This is a genomic window from Mangrovibacterium marinum, assembly GCF_003046625.1.
GTDB lineage: Bacteria > Bacteroidota > Bacteroidia > Bacteroidales > Prolixibacteraceae > Mangrovibacterium > Mangrovibacterium marinum.
Genome location: NZ_QAAD01000004.1, coordinates 267,901 through 284,539 on the forward strand (window position 1 = coordinate 267,901; position 16,639 = coordinate 284,539).

General features: G+C 46.5%; 12 protein-coding genes. 9 read left to right on the top strand and 3 right to left on the bottom strand.

From position 1 onward, the window contains the following. Positions 1 to 1,095: 1,095 nt before the first annotated feature. Positions 1,096 to 3,291 (bottom strand): S9 family peptidase, encoded by a 2,196-nt coding sequence (locus C8N47_RS05535; RefSeq protein WP_107821526.1) that lies wholly within the window; start codon positions 3,289 to 3,291, stop codon positions 1,096 to 1,098. A gap of 190 nt (positions 3,292 to 3,481) precedes the next feature. On the opposite strand from C8N47_RS05535, the gene C8N47_RS05540 reads away from it, so the two are divergent. The 6 genes from C8N47_RS05540 to C8N47_RS05565 all read left to right on the top strand — a co-directional run bounded on the left by C8N47_RS05540 (position 3,482) and on the right by C8N47_RS05565 (position 11,186). Further along, positions 3,482 to 4,600, top strand: a complete 1,119-nt coding sequence (locus C8N47_RS05540) for a DUF6588 family protein (protein WP_107821527.1) — start codon at positions 3,482 to 3,484, stop codon at positions 4,598 to 4,600. 910 nt (positions 4,601 to 5,510) lie between these two features. Continuing rightward, positions 5,511 to 7,460 carry a threonine--tRNA ligase gene (gene thrS / locus C8N47_RS05545; protein WP_107821528.1) on the top strand — a complete coding sequence of 650 codons (1,950 nt, stop codon included), beginning with the start codon at positions 5,511 to 5,513 and terminating at the stop codon, positions 7,458 to 7,460. 57 nt (positions 7,461 to 7,517) lie between these two features. Further along, complete coding sequence (gene infC / locus C8N47_RS05550; protein WP_107821529.1) at positions 7,518 to 8,039, top strand: translation initiation factor IF-3; 522 nt, start codon at positions 7,518 to 7,520, stop codon at positions 8,037 to 8,039. A gap of 55 nt (positions 8,040 to 8,094) precedes the next feature. Continuing rightward, complete coding sequence (rpmI, locus tag C8N47_RS05555) at positions 8,095 to 8,292, top strand: 50S ribosomal protein L35 (RefSeq protein ID WP_107821530.1); 198 nt, start codon at positions 8,095 to 8,097, stop codon at positions 8,290 to 8,292. Positions 8,293 to 8,391: 99 nt separating this feature from the next. Next, the gene (gene rplT / locus C8N47_RS05560; protein WP_107821531.1) at positions 8,392 to 8,736 is read left to right on the top strand and encodes a 50S ribosomal protein L20; all 345 of its coding nucleotides are present in this window, start codon (positions 8,392 to 8,394) and stop codon (positions 8,734 to 8,736) included. Between the two features lie 314 nt (positions 8,737 to 9,050). Next, on the top strand, positions 9,051 to 11,186 hold the full coding sequence (locus C8N47_RS05565) for a Tex family protein (protein ID WP_107821532.1): 2,136 nt from the start codon (positions 9,051 to 9,053) through the stop codon (positions 11,184 to 11,186). A gap of 23 nt (positions 11,187 to 11,209) precedes the next feature. Here C8N47_RS05565 and C8N47_RS05570 read toward each other — a convergent pair whose 3' ends face one another. Beyond that, positions 11,210 to 11,404, bottom strand: coding sequence for a PspC domain-containing protein (locus C8N47_RS05570; protein ID WP_107821533.1), 195 nt, complete (start codon positions 11,402 to 11,404; stop codon positions 11,210 to 11,212). A 2-nt stretch (positions 11,405 to 11,406) separates the two neighbouring features. Beyond that, on the bottom strand, positions 11,407 to 11,667 hold the full coding sequence (locus C8N47_RS05575; RefSeq protein ID WP_211316056.1) for a hypothetical protein: 261 nt from the start codon (positions 11,665 to 11,667) through the stop codon (positions 11,407 to 11,409). A gap of 267 nt (positions 11,668 to 11,934) precedes the next feature. Here C8N47_RS05575 and C8N47_RS05580 point away from each other — a divergent pair, with 267 nt between their 5' ends. The 3 genes from C8N47_RS05580 to C8N47_RS05590 are packed head-to-tail and all read left to right on the top strand — an operon-like array spanning position 11,935 to position 16,567. Continuing rightward, complete coding sequence (locus tag C8N47_RS05580) at positions 11,935 to 13,614, top strand: alanine/glycine:cation symporter family protein (RefSeq protein WP_107821535.1); 1,680 nt, start codon at positions 11,935 to 11,937, stop codon at positions 13,612 to 13,614. A gap of 14 nt (positions 13,615 to 13,628) precedes the next feature. Continuing rightward, a complete protein-coding gene (locus C8N47_RS05585; protein WP_107821536.1) occupies positions 13,629 to 14,036 on the top strand; it encodes a response regulator in 408 nt (135 codons plus the stop codon). A gap of 41 nt (positions 14,037 to 14,077) precedes the next feature. After that, positions 14,078 to 16,567 carry an endonuclease MutS2 gene (locus C8N47_RS05590; protein ID WP_107821537.1) on the top strand — a complete coding sequence of 830 codons (2,490 nt, stop codon included), beginning with the start codon at positions 14,078 to 14,080 and terminating at the stop codon, positions 16,565 to 16,567. Positions 16,568 to 16,639 lie beyond the last annotated feature (72 nt).

Sequence of the window (16,639 nt, forward strand, 5' to 3'; positions counted from 1 at the left end):
CTTTTCGGCAGATGGCGGTTGCAGATAAAAATCAGCCATGAAAAGCACGTTTAAGTGAATGCAAAACAAGCTTGCTTGATTTTTGCTGAGCGTAGTGCTTTCTGCAATTTTTTGTTTCGTTTTTGTGTCACTACAAAAATGAAAACCCGTCCGGTAGGACAAAGTTCCTTTTTTGATCAAAGGTTGAAGCGAAGGAATAGGCTCTAAAGCGCCGGGAAAGGGACGTTCTGAAAAAACCTACATGATTCGGAGGGAATCTCCGCAGGGATGAAAGTGGCACGCTTTATAATAGCGCACCAGCGGGCTGCAGAATAGTAGAGGTGCTTTTCCGAATCGTCATTCAGGTTATGACTAATTCATCGCCTAATCACCATAACACTTCTATGTTTATCAGCAAAAAATAGGGGATATTAGGTCCGAACGAGCCAATCATGAACAAATGGAAACAGCTTGTTCTTTTTGAGAGGTCGTTTCCATGCGTGTTTGCCTCCACCGGCGGTTCGCGAAGCAATTTCCATCGGTGCTTGCCTCCACCAACCGTTCGGGAAGCAATTTCCATCGGTGCTTAGCTCGACCGGCCATTCGGGAGCCAATTTCCATCGGTGCTTCAGTTTCGAGCTGAACCGCAATTCAAAGCATCTTCGGTGCGGTTTGAAAGTCTTGCCTACCGCAGGCAGCCGCATCACCCGAAGGGGCTTTCAGAAAAAACCTTCATGATTTCGGGGAATCACCAACCGGAATGAAAGTTTAGGGTTTTTCGACTATCCCGTTGTCGTTGTTTTCAAAAGTTGTCGGGTTGTCGTTCTAAAACACCATCAACAAGAAAGAAGCCGTTCGATCAATGCCAAAAAGTTGGGAACCCGTTGGCCTGGTTTTATCAAGACCAGAATCAAACGAAAAGCTCCGAAAAATCCCGGAGGGATGACATTTGGGTAGCTTTGGCATTTCCGCTGGTAAAATTCCGTCCCGTACGGGACGGGACAATCTTCGTGTTATCGTTTGTACTACCCAAATTGAATGGCTAAATCCATTGCAATAAAAAAAGCCTGCTGAAACAGCAGACTTAAGGTAATTATTTTCGATACCGTTCGATTCCTATTTCATCAAATTGGCTTTCAGGAAATCGGTCATTCTCCGGTACAGATGCAGGCGTGTGTTGCCGCCGTAGATACTGTGGTTGCGGTTGGTGTAAATGGCCATGTCGAATTGAATGCCGGCCTGCACTAGGGCTTCCGAGAATTCCATGCTGTTTTGAACATGCACATTGTCGTCGGCAGAACCATGAATGAGCAGCAGTCGTCCGGTGATACCTTCCGGATGCGAGAGCGGTGAGTTGTCATCGTACCCGTTGGGGTTTTCGCGCGGCGTACGCATGAATCGCTCGGTGTATACCGTATCGTAATAACGCCAGTTGGTAACCGGCGCAACAGCAATGCCGGCTTTAAAAAGGTCGCCTCCTTTTTCGAGACTGAGCAGGGTCATAAAACCACCGTAGCTCCATCCCCAAATTGCGATGTTGTCGCGATCAACAAAGGGCAGACTGCCTAAATACTTCGCTGTTTCCACCTGGTCGTCCGACTCGTATTTGCCCAGTTGCCGGTAGGTGCATTTGCGAAACTCCTCACCGCGGGCTCCTGTTCCGCGCGGATCAACACAGGCCACAACAAAGCCTTCCTGAGCCAGGTAATTGTGCCAGTCAATCGAGAAATTGTCCAGCACTTCCTGCGAATTTGGACCGCTGTATTGGGTCATTACAACCGGGTATTTCACATTCGGGTCGAAGTTGACGGGTTTAATCATCCAGCCATTTAAGGCTACACCTTCCGAGGTTTCAAAATGAAAAAACTCACGCGCAGCAATCCGGTAGTCGGCCAGCTTTTCCTGAAGTGCCTTGTTGTCTTCCAACACGCGGATCAGTTTTCCATCGTTGGAGTGCAGCGTGGTTTGCTTCGGGGTGGTCAGGTTGGTGTATGTATTGATATAATATTGGAAGCCGCTACTGAATTCGGCATCGTTTGTGCCATCCTGCTGGCTTAAACGGCCTTTCTTTTTGCCATCCAGGCTCACATAATAGATTTCACGCTGCATGGGCGATTCTTTGGCGGCCTGGTAGTAGAAAATCTTTTTCTTGGGGTCGAAGCCGTAAAATTTAGTGACATCGTAGTCGCCCGAGGTCAGCTGGCGCACTTCGTAGCCCTGGCGGTTATATAAGTAGAGCTGTGCATAGCCCGAGCGTTCGCTGTTGATGACCAGGTAGTCGTTGTCGGGAAGAATGGTGAAGTCGTCGAGAAATTCTTCCGCCACATAGCGTTTGTTTTTCTCGCTGTAAAATAAGCGGCTGTCGCCGGTAAATGGATTGACCAGCAATACATCCAGCTGATTTTGCTTGCGGTTCAGGCGCATCACTGCCAGGTCGGCTGCATCGGCCATCCATTTAATGCGCGGAATATACTGGTCGGTTTCGCTGCCAACATCGGCTTTCACCGTGGTTTTCGATTTAATGTCGTAAACATGAACGCTGACGATTGAATTTTTTTCGCCCGCCTTGGGATATTTAAAGCGATAGTCCCCGGGATAAAGGGCATTCTCCTCGTGGCTTGGAGCCATTCCTTTAAACATGCTCATGCTAAACTGGGGAACCTCGGTTTCGTCGAAACGCATAAACGCAAGAAACTTGGAGTCGGGCGACCAGGCAAAAGCTTTGCTGAAGCTGAACTCTTCTTCGTAAACCCAGTCGGGAGCTCCATTGATGATCTGGTTGAACTGGCCGTCGGTGGTTACCTGGCTTTCGGTGCCGAATTTCAGGCTTTTCACAAACAGGTTATTGTCGCGCACAAACGCAACGCGCTCGCCATCGGGTGAGAAGGTGGCCAGCTGCTGTTTGCCTTTTTCTGAAAGCGGACTCAGCTCTTGGGTGACCGAATTCCAGATGTAATATTGGGCGGTAAACGAATGGCGGTAAATTGGAGCCCGCTCGGTGGTTAGCAGAATCTTGCTCTCATCGTTGCTGAACTCGTAGGACGAAAATTGCGAAATAGGGGCATTGTCGATAGTCGCCAGATCGAAAACCACTGCTGTTTGGTCGCCTGTGCGATAATTGTATTTCAAAATCCTGCTACCTCCATCGAGGGTGGTGTAGTGCAACCCGTCGTTCATCGAATAGAGGCCGCTGACACCTTTGGCGCGAAAGGTTCCGTGAAGCTGAATATCTTCGAGACTTATTTTTTGCTGGCTCGTTGCCGGATTGGCTAATCCAATGATTAGCATCAGGAGAAAAATAAACTTGTACATGCTTAACTATTTTGTGGAGATCAAAACAGGGAAAATTTTCTTAATTAAAAAAGAATAAAACCGGTGAAAATGCCGATTCGGCATTCAAATCTGCCAATTGGGGCTGATCAGCAGATTAAAAATTCGGGAGAATGCCCTTCAGTTTAACAGAATTTCGTATTATTGAAGTCCAAATCAATCTCGATAAAAAATGATGAAGAAAATCTTATTTGCTGCCGTCCTGTTACTTGCAGGATCACAATTCAGCTTTGCGCAATCGGATGTGGCCGATTTCCTGAAGTTTGGTAAGGATGATGCTAACAAACTGATTGGAGCCTACATCGATCCTTATGCCAAAACATTGGGCATCGGGCTGAACAACTCGTGGTACAATAGCGCTGAAACGCATAAGCTTTGGGGCTTCGATCTGGCCTTTTCGGTGAGTGCTATTCAGGTCTCCGGATCCGACAAAACCTTTGACGTAAATGCCCTGGGCTTAAGCAATGCGAAACCTCGTGGAACAAATTCGATGGCTCCGACAGCTGCCGGTGACGAAGATGGGATCGTTCTGGATATTTATGCCGACCTGGAGGATCCTTCGACCTACGTTGGGTCTTTATCTACTCCGGGCGGTTCGGGAGTTGATCTGGTACCCATACCAATGGTACAGGCTACCTTTGGTCTTTTGCCGCATACCGACCTGATTGGTCGCTGGGTGCCTAACGTGAAGTTTGATATTGAAGATGATCAGGCCGAAGTGGGGCTTTGGGGCTTGGGAGTAAAGCATAATTTTAAGGAGTCTTTGCCATTTATCAAACATTTACCGTTTGATGCATCCTTTTTCCTTGGTTATTCGAAGATCCATGGTCAAATTGGCGTTGATTATGGTTTGGATAACTATCCTGGTTCATTCGAATATAAGAAAGAGGAGGTCAGGGTGAGAGAATATTTGTCAAATTATGAACAAGATCCTAATCAAAGAGGCGAAACCGAAACGAGTACATTTAAATATGGTTTAATTGTATCCAAAAAACTTTCGGTTATTACTTTTTACGTTTCTGCCTCAGGTAACCAGAGTAAAACTAATTTCGACTTATTAGGCCGATATCCGGTTGTAAGCGAGCAAACGATTATTGACGTTGTAAATCACGTGCCGGAAGACGAAGTTGAAATTGATGTTCAAGATCCAATTCAGTTGGAGATCAAAAACAAGTATTTTGCTGTTGATGCCGGATTTCGTTTAAAGCTTGCCTTCTTTAGTTTGTATGGTTCGGTCGCCAAAGCCGATTATGTGAGTTATAATGCCGGCCTTAGCTTCGGCTTCCGTTAGGGATTTCAAGAAATTTGCAGTTTTAATAATAAGTAGAAGGCGCTCCTGGTGAGCGTCTTTTTTTGTTCCGGGGAAACAGATATGTAATACGCGGAAATCTGCAGCATGGATGAAAGTCGGAGGGGGGCGGAGGTTCTGTTGTTTGGTTGCTCGGTTATCGTGGTTGTTATGAGTTGTCGCTCTAAACACCATCAACAAGAAAGAAGGCGTTTCGATCAATGAGAAAACGTTGGGAACCGGTTGGCCTATTTTTATTAAGACCGGCATCAAACGAAAAGCTTAGAAAAACCCCGGAGGAATGACATTTGGGTAGCTTTGGCATTTCCGCGGGTAAAATTCCGTCCCGTACGGGACGGGACAACCTTCGTGTTATCGTTTGTGCTACCCAAATTATACCGTTTTACAGGCTAATTTATGCTATGAAATAGGACGGTATAATGCCGATAGACTGAAAAAGGAGCATTGGAACGAAGTGATAGGATGCGACACTTTTGAAGCTAATCGGTATTGAATGGCTAAAGCCATTACAGAAAGAGATGAAAACCCGTCCGGTAGGACAAAACACACTCTTTAATCAAAAAGTAGAACTGGAAAAACATATTTTGATTTGGCAGAAAAGGGGCTTTCACGGAAAATACCGGTGGTTTCAGGGAAAACCACGGGTGGGTTCAACCCAAAAGCGAAGGTAATTTTTATCGAAAGCACAGCTGTTTTTTGCGAATTTCTCGCGATGCGACATTATTGGCCATAAATTCAGTAGAATGCCTTTCAAACAATTTAGAATAATTATCTTTGCAGGCTGAAAAGCCGGCTTGAGCCAGGATCGAATGGAACAACCAACGAAATTTTGTTGCTCTCGGCCTTTCCCAATTATTAAAAAGGTTATAACCTGATATACCAAAATTGACAGATGATAAAGATTACATTACCTGACAACAGTGTCCGCGAGTACGAAAGCGGAGTTACAGGCCTGCAAATTGCACAATCGATCAGTAGCCGATTGGCAAAGGATGTTTTGGCCGTTTCAGTAAATGGTGAAGTTTGGGATTTAAACCGGCCCATTGATCAGGATTCAGCTATCAAATTATATACGTGGGACGATCGCGAAGGAAAAGAAACCTTCTGGCACTCGTCGGCTCACCTGATGGCCGAAGCGATTGAATTTTTCTACCCCGGAACGAAATTCGGTATCGGCCCAACTGTTGATACGGGATTTTATTACGATGTTGATCTGCCCGAAGGTAAGCAATTAACAGAGAAAGATTTGGCTCAGATTGAAAAGAAAATGATTGAGCTGGCACGCCAGAAACACCAAATCGTTCGCAGTAGCATCACCAAGGCCGAAGCGCTCGAAATGTTTACCGACAAGAACGACGAGCTGAAGCAGGAGCTGATCAGCGAACTGGAAGACGGCACCATTACCCTTTATAATCAAGGTAATTTCACCGATTTGTGTCGTGGACCACACTTGCCCAATACTTCGTATATTAAGGCTGTAAAGCTGACATCGATCGCCGGTGCTTACTGGCGTGGCGATGAGAAAAATAAAATGTTGACCCGGGTGTACGGGGTGACATTCCCCAAACAAAAGTTGCTGGATGAATACCTGGTTTTGCTGGAAGAAGCTAAAAAACGCGATCACCGCAAAATCGGTAAGGAGATGGAACTGTTCACCTTCTCGCAAAAAGTGGGGCAGGGCTTACCCTTGTGGTTGCCCAAAGGTACGCAGCTGCGCTTGCAGTTGGAAGATTTCCTGAAAAAGGTACAACGTAAATTCGGCTACCAGCAGGTGATGACCCCGCATATTGGCGATGTGGAATTGTATAAAACATCGGGCCACTTTCAGAAATATGGTGCCGACTCGTTCCAAACCATTAAAACACCGGCCGAGGGCGAAGAGTATATGCTTAAGCCGATGAACTGTCCGCACCACTGCGAAATTTTTGCCAGCAAGCCGCACTCGTACAAAGACCTGCCCATTCGCTTTGCCGAATTTGGTACTGTTTACCGTTACGAGCAAAGTGGCGAGTTGCACGGATTGACTCGTGTGCGTGGCTTTACGCAGGATGATGCGCACTTGTTCTGTCGCCCCGATCAGTTGAAAGATGAATTCAAAAAAGTAATCGATATTGTATTCATTATTTTTAATAGTCTGGGACTGGAAAATTACACCGCTCAAATTTCGTTGCGCGACCCCAATAATCCGGATAAATACATCGGCTCGGCCGAAAACTGGGACAAAGCAGAAGCTGCCATCATTGAGGCTTGTGCCGAGAAAGGCCTGGAAACGGTAACCGAGTTGGGCGAAGCTGCATTCTACGGTCCCAAGCTCGACTTTATGGTGAAAGATGCCCTTGGACGTAGCTGGCAGCTGGGAACCATTCAGGTAGATTATAACCTACCCGAACGTTTTGATTTGGAGTATATTGGCGCTGATGATAAACGCCACCGGCCAATTATGATTCACCGAGCACCATTCGGGTCGATGGAACGATTTGTGGCTGTGTTGATTGAGCATACCGCCGGGAAGTTCCCCTTATGGTTAACTCCCGATCAGGTTGTTGTGCTGCCAATCAGCGAAAAATATAACGATTATGCTCAAAAAGTTTCAGATTTTCTAAATAATTCCGATATTCGCAGCCTGATTGACGACCGGAACGAGAAAATCGGTCGTAAAATTCGGGATAACGAGCTTAAACGCATTCCATACCTGCTGATTGTCGGCGAAAAAGAAGCTGAAACAGGTACCATCTCTGTTCGTAAACAAGGCGAGGGAGATAAAGGAAGCATGAGCATGGAAGAGTTTGCCCAGTTCCTGAATGATGAAGTTAAAGAACAATTATCAGCATTTTATAACTAAAAAAAATAGGAGGTTTTTCTTATCGCAGTCAAGAGGCCAAATCGCAGAGGTGGACGTGTGGATACAACACCTCAGCATAGATTAAATGAGAGAATTCGTGCTCAACAAGTACGGGTTGTAGGTGACAATGTCGAAAATCAAGGTGTACTTTCTTTAAAGGAAGCGTTGGCACTGGCCCATGAGCTGGAGTTGGACCTGGTTGAAATTTCACCCAATGCCGATCCGCCTGTATGTAAGATTATCGACTATCAGAAGTTTCTTTATCAACAAAAAAAGAAACAAAAAGAAATGAAGGCGAAAGCCGTGAAGGTGGTCGTGAAAGAAATTCGTTTCGGTCCGCAAACCGACGAGCACGATTTCCAGTTCAAGTTACGGCATGCCGAAAAGTTCTTAAACGAAGGAGCCAAGGTAAAAGCTTATGTGTTTTTTAAGGGACGTTCAATTCTCTTTAAAGAACAGGGCGAGATCCTGCTGCTTAAATTTGCCCAAGCTCTCGAAGAGCTCGGTAAAGTAGAGCAAATGCCTCGTTTGGAAGGAAAAAGAATGACCATGTTTATTTCACCTAAGAAGAAAAAGTAAACCGCCCAATGAGGACGGAACTTCAGATTCTTTGAATATTTAAATTTAGGACAAGATGCCAAAAATGAAAACCAATTCCGGTGCAAAAAAACGGTTTAAATTAACCGGTACCGGTAAATTGAAAAGAAAACACGCTTTCAAAAGTCACATCCTGACGAAGAAAACGACTAAGCAAAAACGTAACCTGACTCACGCAACTTTGGTTGATAAAGCCGATGAGAAAAACGTGAAGTTGTTGCTTGCAATGAAGTAATCTTTTCAATTTCGAGAAAAAAATTAGAGTTTTTAACAAAGTGAATTAGCCATTACAAGTGCCTGGTTACAGGACGCTAACCGCTTAAAATTTAGAATTATGCCAAGATCAGTAAATCATGTAGCATCTCGGGCTCGCAGAAAAAAAATCCTCAAACAAACCAAAGGTAATTGGGGTGCCCGCAGAAACGTGTGGACGGTAGCAAAAAACACTTACGAAAAAGGTTTACAATATGCTTACCGCGACCGCAAAGCCAAAAAACGTAACTTCCGTGCCCTTTGGATTCAGCGTATCAACGCTGCAGCTCGTATGGAAGGACTCAGCTATTCGCAATTGATCGGTTTGTTGAAAAAAGCAAACATCGAGATCAACCGTAAAGTTTTAGCTGACTTAGCTGTGTATCAACCACAGGCTTTTAAAGCAATTGTTGATAAGGTGAAATAACAATCACTCGAAAAGGTTGAAATAAACATAGAGCCCTGTTCCGATTTCGGAGCGGGGCTTGTTATTTGGATTGCTGGATGTTCGGATATTCAGATACTCGGATGTTTGGATACTCGGATGTTCGGATTGTTAGCTGGTCTGAATATCCACGAATCTGGTAATCTAATAATCCCGTAATCTGATAGTAATCCTGCTTTCCCCCGACTCACGACTCAATACTCACCACCCACGTCTTCTTCCCTGAACACTACGACTGATCACTGAAAACTTCCCAAATTTTCTGCTATCTTCGGGTGCATTTTCAAAATTGATCCATGACTTCCGAAATTATACAACTCATAGCTGCAAAGCTTAAGCTGACAGCAGCTCAAGTACAGAATACGATTGATTTGCTGAGCGACGGCGCGACCGTCCCGTTTATCTCGCGTTACCGCAAAGAGCGAACCGGCAGCCTCGATGAAGTGCAGGTTGGAGCGGTGAAGGATGAAAAAGTGCGCTTCGACGAAATGGTCAAGCGTAAAGAAACGATTCTGAACACCATTGAGGAACAGGGACAACTGACGGCTGAGTTGAAAGGCCGTATCGTCGGTTGTTGGGAGAGTTCCGAGCTGGAAGATATCTACCTGCCATATAAGCCCAAACGAAGAACAAAAGCTTCGATTGCCCGCGAGAAGGGCTTGGAACCATTGGCTAAAATTGTGATGAAACAGCAGGAACGAGATCTGGAATCCAGAGCTATTTCATTTGTAAAGGGTGAACTTGCTTCCGCCGAAGAGGCCTTGTCGGGCGCCCGCGACATTATTGCCGAATGGATCAACGAAAATGAAAAAAACCGAAGTATGGTGCGCCGCGCCTTTGAACTGGGGGCTGTAGTGCGCAGTAAAGTGGTTAAAAATAAGGAAGAAGAGGGCGTTAAATACCGGGATTATTTTGAATGGGAAGAACCACTGAAACGCTGCCCTTCGCACCGGCTACTGGCCATGCGGCGTGGTGAGGCTGAAGGTTTCTTGCGGATCTCAATTGCTCCCGATGAGGCAAGTACGCTCGAGCGGCTGGAACGTTTTGTGGTTCGGTCCAACAACGATTGCGGCACGCAGGTAGCCACAGCCCTAAAAGATAGTTATAAGCGTTTATTGGCTCCGTCGATGGAAACCGAATTTGCGAATTTGTCGAAAGCCAAAGCCGATCAGGAGGCCATACAAGTGTTTGCCGAAAACCTGCGTCAGTTGTTGTTGGCCGCTCCGCTCGGGCAAAAGCGCGTGCTGGCCATCGATCCCGGTTACCGTACCGGTTGTAAATTGGTGTGCCTGGATGAACAGGGTAATTTATTGCATAACGAAACCATCTATCCGCATAAGCCGCAGGAGCAAACCAAGCAATCGGCCCGAAAGCTGACCTCCCTGGTTAGTGCTTATCAAATTGAAGCGGTTGCCATTGGCAATGGTACGGCTAGTCGCGAAACCGAACATTTTGTGAAGAAATTGCGCTACGATCGGGATATAAATGTGTTTGTGGTTTCTGAAGATGGTGCCTCGGTTTATTCTGCCTCCAAAGTGGCTCGCGATGAGTTTCCGCAATATGATGTGACGGTTCGCGGAGCCATCTCTATAGGCCGCCGGCTGATGGATCCGCTGGCCGAACTGGTGAAAATAGATCCCAAATCGATTGGTGTGGGGCAGTACCAGCACGATGTGGATCAGAAGATGCTGAAACAGAGCCTGGACACGGTGGTCGAATCGGCTGTGAACAGCGTAGGGGTAAATGTGAACACGGCTTCCCGGCACTTGCTCACATACATCTCGGGACTGGGCCCGCAGCTGGCTCAAAATATCGTTGATTACCGCAAGGAGAACGGGGCTTTTGCATCGCGTAAAGCTTTGATGAAAGTGCCGCGCATGGGCGCAAAAGCTTATGAACAGGCAGCCGGCTTTTTGCGCATTCCCGATGCCGAAAACCCCTTGGACAATTCGGCTGTCCACCCCGAGGCATACCCCGTGGTGCAAAAGATGGCCAAGGATCTGAAATGTTCCGTGGCCGAGCTGATCGCCAATAAAGCTTTGGCCGAATCAATTGAGCTGAAAAACTATGTTACCGGTGATGTTGGCTTGCCTACATTAACAGATATTCAGCGTGAATTGATGAAACCCGGACGGGATCCGCGGAAGGCAATCAAGGTGTTCGAGTTTGCCGATGGTATCTTCAAAATTGAAGATTTGCAGGTTGGAATGGTCCTTCCCGGCATTGTTACCAATATCACCAAGTTCGGCGCTTTTGTTGATGTTGGCGTTAAACAGGATGGCTTGGTTCATATCTCAATGTTGGCCGACCGTTTCATCAGCGATCCAAATGAGATTGTGAAGCTTCATCAACATGTTATGGTAAAGGTTACTGAGCTCGACTTGGCGCGCAAACGAATACAGCTAAGCCTGAAGGAGGTCCCCCAGGATTAGCTGTATGCAGCGTATGGTTGAAACTAGCGCTCCGGCATAACCAACCACAGAATGAGATAAACCAGAAGACCCGGGAAGCCAATGCTGGCCAGCGAAAGGATCACGTAAATAATACGAACCAGGGTGGGATCCATATCCAGATGTTCTGCAATGCCGGCTAAAACCCCGGCAATCATTCTGTCGTTCGAGCGTGTTAGTCTTTTCTTTTCTGCGTTCATAATTAATCTTCGTCGTCTTCGTCTTCGCCGTAAAGGTTCTCCTGACTTTCAAATTCATCGTCCAGGAACGATTCTGCATCTTCCAGTAAGGCTTTGATTAAGTCCTCCGATACAGGTTGCTCACTTAACCAATGTACTTTTTGGTTCGACCAAAAATCTTCAATGTCACTTTCCACAATAAATTTAGGTTCTTCCGTGTGGACAACAAAAATTGTGTCGGGACATTCCTGCGAATTGTCTGCTAATAAAAATTTGGGTAGCATAATGTAATTTGTTTAATTGTTACAGAAGCAAAAATAGAGAAAAACCAATTCAAATGCCTTTCGGCGCTTCTTTATTTTTTCATTCGTGTTTACAGTCTAAAAGGTTTTATAAAAATGATATAAATCGTGCTGATCCATGGTTTTCATTTGTCGAGACTGTTTGCCGTCTTTTGTCCAGTAAGGGTTGTTTAAATCTGAAAAATGAACCGAATATTTGAGCAGTCAGGATCAAAATGCTATTTTAGGCGATCATTTTAAAAATTGTGTATGTCGAAGCTTAATGATATCCTTGCGCTGATTGACGGATATATCGGTGGGAGTTCCTGGTTTGTGTATCTGCTGTTGGGCACGGGTTTGTTTTTCACACTTTATCTTAAATTTCCGCAGTTTCGGTATCTGAAGTATGCTCTGCGCATTGTACGCGGCAAGTTTGACCGCGATGGCGATGCCGGTGACACCTCGCATTTTCAGGCTTTGACCACCGCATTGTCGGGTACCGTAGGCACGGGAAATATTGCAGGAGTTGCTTTAGCGATTCATTTAGGAGGGCCGGCAGCTTTATTCTGGATGCTGATGACAGCTTTGCTGGGGATGACAACCAAATTTGTGGAGGTCACATTATCGCATAAATACCGCGAGAAAACAGCCGACGGAACCATGGCTGGTGGACCTATGTATTATATGAAGAACCGGCTGAATATGAAATGGCTGGCCGTTATCTTCGCTATTGCAACGGTTTTATCGTCGTTCGGTACGGGTAGCCTTCCGCAGATCAATTCAATTTCAAACTCGCTGTTTGCAACCTTCGGCATCAACAAAATAGCAACAGGTGCCGTGTTGGCTTTGCTGCTGGCTTTTGTTATTATTGGCGGCATTAAACGAATTGCAAAGGTAACCTCGCGCCTGGTGCCCTTTATGGCTTTTGTGTACCTGGCGGGGGCATTGGCTGTTATTGCTTACAATTACGAAAATATTATCCCTTCCATCATCGCCATCTTTAGCGATGTGGTTTCCGGAACTGCTGCCACCGGAGGTTTTCTGGGTGCTGGTTTTGCTTTTGCGTTTAACCGGGGAGTAAACCGCGGCTTGTTTTCGAACGAAGCGGGCCAGGGCTCCGCGCCAATTGCCCATGCCGCAGCCCGGGCGCACGAACCGGTGTCCGAAGGTTTGGTGGCATTGCTCGAACCTTTTATCGATACCATTATTATTTGTACCATCACCGGGCTGGTGATCCTGTCGTCGGGGGTGTGGAACGAAAAATATGAAAATCAGTTTCAAACGACCGATCTGGTTGTGATGGATCGGCTGTACGACGAGACTAAGCCGGCCGATCAGCAAGCTTTGCACGATTTTTTGCTCGGACATGCCCAACTGCCCGAGTTTACCGGTCAGCTGAATGTGGTTGATGGAAAGCTAACCAACAAACTCACCATTTTACACGCCCGCTCGGTAGCTGAGGATGTTTTAATTAAGGAGGGCGATCGGCCCTATACCGGTACAATTTCGGTAACCAACGGCGTGGTGCCGGTAACCATCAGCCAGACTTTTCAGGGGCGCTCGCTGGTTCACAGTGCGCCGCTGACCACCATTGCATTTACCAAAAGCTGGCTGGGAACCTACGGGCAGTATATTGTTGCCATCGGACTGTTGCTGTTTGCTTTCTCAACAGCCATTTCGTGGAGTTACTATGGCGATCGGGCCATGACATTTATGTTTGGGCCCAAAGGAGTCATTTACTTTCGCATTGTTTATGTGCTTGGTTTCTTCCTGGCTTCGTTCACCGACACGACAATTATTTGGACGCTTTCCGGAATTACCATAGCTTTGATGACAATTCCCAACTTATTCGGGATTCTCTTATTGCGCCGGGAAATGAAATCGGAAGTGAAGAACTTTTGGGTTGAATATCAGGAGCGTTTCCCCGACGATAAGGTCCCCAATGATTAATTAGATTCAAACGAATGGCAGATCAAGAAGATTTAAAAAGATTAAAATTGCTGATTGCAGACGATAGTCCGCTGAATCATCGGCTGGTCAGTATTTCCCTGCGTGGTCGTATGGTGCATATCGACAGTGCTTACGACGGGATGGAGGCTTTCGAAATGTATCAGCAAAACGGCTACGATGTTATTTTGATGGATCTGAACATGCCCAAGCTGAACGGTTCCGAGGCTGCAGAAATGATTCGCAAGTTTGAAGCAGATAACAGGCCCGAAGCACATTGCCTGATTATCGCCATGACCGCCAGCGATTTTGATGATGATATACAGACTTGCCTCGAAAAAGGAATGGATGCATACCTTGGGAAACCCTTTCTGGCTGATAAATTCCTGCAGATCGTATCCGAACGGCTTAAAGTATTGTCATAACCCGTAGTTCTTGTTATTTTTGCGCCTGCAAAAAAGAAGAAATGGGAAAAATTTATCCGGATAATTTTGAAGTTAAGATTGGTTTCGACCGTGTTCGCGAATTGCTGAAGGGGATTTGTCTGAGCCCGCTCGGACAGGAACGCGTTGATCAGATCGCCTTCATGACCAAAACCGGTAAGCTTAATTTTGAATTGGCCCTAACCGATGAGTTCGCAAAGCTATTGCAGGATTCAGACAATTTTCCGGCCAATTATTTTTACGATATGCGTCCGGCATTGCTCACCATCAGAACCGAAGGACGCTTTATGGATGTGGGCGAGCTTTTCAACCTGAAACGTTCGCTGGACACGATTATGGCCATCGTGCGATTCATCAAACAACAAAAAGAGGAAACATACCCCACCTTAAAGAAACTACTGGAACAAGTTCAGGTTTTTCCCTATGTGAAAGATCGGATTGAGCGGATCCTGGATCAGCACGGGAAAATCAGAGATAATGCCTCGCCCGAACTGGGGCAAATTCGTCGCGAGCTGTTTGCCAAGCAGGGAAGTGTTTCCAAACGCTTGCATGCCATTTTAAAACAGGCACAGCGCGATGGGCTGATTGAAGAGGATGCCAGCGTGTCAATCCGCGACGGGCGTCCGGTCATCCCGATCTCGTCGGCTTTGAAGCGGCGGATTAGCGGTATTGTGCACGACGAATCATCCACCGGTAAAACTTCCTATGTTGAGCCGGCCGAAGTGGTGGAGCTGAATAACGAAATTCGGGAACTGGAGTATGCCGAAAAGCGAGAGATTGTCCGAATCCTGGTTGAGTTTGCCGACGATATCCGGCCCTATCTCGATGATTTACTGGGCCAATATGAATTTCTGGGAACCATCGATTTTGTGCGGGCCAAAGCCCGTCTGGCCAATCGAATGGAAGCCATTAAACCACAGATGCGCTGGGAAAGCCAGCTGGAGTGGGTGAACGCTGTGCATCCGTTGTTGAAATTCAACCTTGAAAAAGAAAACCGGAAGGTTGTTCCGCTCAATATAAAACTGACGGAGGATGATCATCTGCTGCTAATCTCCGGGCCCAATGCCGGAGGGAAGTCGGTGTGCCTGAAAACAGTCGGGTTACTGCAATATATGCTGCAATGTGGCTTGCTGATCCCGGTACACGAAAGCAGTCTGGCCGGTGTGTTCGATCAGATTTTCATCGATATCGGCGACGAGCAATCCATCGAGAATGACCTGAGTACTTATTCGTCGCACCTGATGAACATGAAGTATTTTGTTCGCAATACCAACGAACGGACGCTGGTGCTGATCGATGAATTCGGAACAGGGACAGAGCCCATGCTTGGTGGAGCCATTGCCGAGGCGATCTTAAATCAGCTTAACCAGCTGGGCACCTTCGGGGTGATTACCACGCACTATACTAACCTGAAACATTTTGCCTCGGGAACCGACGGCATTGTGAACGGTGCGATGATGTACGATGCCCACCGCATGGAGCCTTTATTTCAGCTGGAAATCGGAAAACCCGGCAGTTCGTTTGCTTTCGAAATTGCCCGAAAAATCGGAATGCCGGACGTGATTTTGCAGGAAGCGACCGACAAAATCGGGAAAGATCATATCGACTTTGATAAACACTTGCGCGATATCCTTCGCGATAAGCGCTATTGGGAATCCAAACGGCAGCGTATCCGCCAGGTTGAGAAAACGCTCGACGATGTGTCGGGCCGCTACGAGGAGGACCTGAAAAAACTAAACAACCAGCGCAAACAAATTTTGGAGGAGGCCAAAGCCGAAGCAGCTAAGATTGTTGCTGAAGCCAATAAGAAGGTGGAGAACACCATTCGCGAAATTCGTGAGAACCAGGCCGAAAAAGAAAAAACAAAAGAGATCCGCAAGAAGCTCGTCAGCTTTAAGGAAGAGGTGGTGGAAACCGATGCCGAGCAGGATGAGTGGATCCAACGCAAAATTGAAAAGCTTAAAAACAAGCAGAAAAAGCGGAAAGAGAAAAAGGAAAAAGTAACCAATAAGGCCGTTCAGCAACCTGTCCCGAAGGTCGAAAAAGCACTCGAAGCGGGCGATATGGTTCGTATCGAAGGACAGGATACCATTGGTGAAGTGCTCGAGTTGGGCGATAAAAATGTGATTGTGGCCTTCGGGCAGTTGCGCACTTCGGTGGCTCGTAAAAGGCTTCAAATTGTATCGAACAACGAGGCTAAGCGCGAGCAGAAAACGTATAACCAAACAAAAGCAAACGTGAATAAGAATCTGTCGGCTAAGCGGTTGAACTTTAAGCCCGACATCGATATTCGCGGGCAACGGGCCGATGAGGCGCTGGCCAATATACAGGCTTTTATCGACGAGGCAATCATGCTTAATGTTCATGAACTGCGCATTTTGCACGGAAAGGGGAATGGCATCCTCAAAGAGGTGATCCGCAATTTTCTGAAAGCCGACCCGGTGGTGAATTCTTTTCGCGACGAGCACATTCAGTTTGGTGGTGCGGGCATTACCATTGTCGAATTGGGGTAGGTCAAACAGTTTAACCCCTAAAAAGTGGCTAAAAGTCAGATCTGCTTTTAGCCGTGTTTTATAGATTTGTAG

Bases quoted from the DNA above. Each gene is read 5' to 3' on its own strand.
- C8N47_RS05565 (WP_107821532.1), top strand. From the start codon at position 9,051: ATGACTTCCGAAATTATACAACTCATAGCTGCAAAGCTTAAGCTGACA.
- C8N47_RS05585 (WP_107821536.1), top strand. From the start codon at position 13,629: ATGGCAGATCAAGAAGATTTAAAAAGATTAAAATTGCTGATTGCAGAC.
- C8N47_RS05580 (WP_107821535.1), top strand. From the start codon at position 11,935: ATGTCGAAGCTTAATGATATCCTTGCGCTGATTGACGGATATATCGGT.
- C8N47_RS05590 (WP_107821537.1), top strand. From the start codon at position 14,078: ATGGGAAAAATTTATCCGGATAATTTTGAAGTTAAGATTGGTTTCGAC.
- C8N47_RS05535 (WP_107821526.1), bottom strand. From the start codon at position 3,291: ATGTACAAGTTTATTTTTCTCCTGATGCTAATCATTGGATTAGCCAAT.
- C8N47_RS05540 (WP_107821527.1), top strand. From the start codon at position 3,482: ATGATGAAGAAAATCTTATTTGCTGCCGTCCTGTTACTTGCAGGATCA.
- C8N47_RS05575 (WP_211316056.1), bottom strand. From the start codon at position 11,667: ATGCTACCCAAATTTTTATTAGCAGACAATTCGCAGGAATGTCCCGAC.
- rpmI (WP_107821530.1), top strand. From the start codon at position 8,095: ATGCCAAAAATGAAAACCAATTCCGGTGCAAAAAAACGGTTTAAATTA.
- C8N47_RS05570 (WP_107821533.1), bottom strand. From the start codon at position 11,404: ATGAACGCAGAAAAGAAAAGACTAACACGCTCGAACGACAGAATGATT.
- rplT (WP_107821531.1), top strand. From the start codon at position 8,392: ATGCCAAGATCAGTAAATCATGTAGCATCTCGGGCTCGCAGAAAAAAA.
- thrS (WP_107821528.1), top strand. From the start codon at position 5,511: ATGATAAAGATTACATTACCTGACAACAGTGTCCGCGAGTACGAAAGC.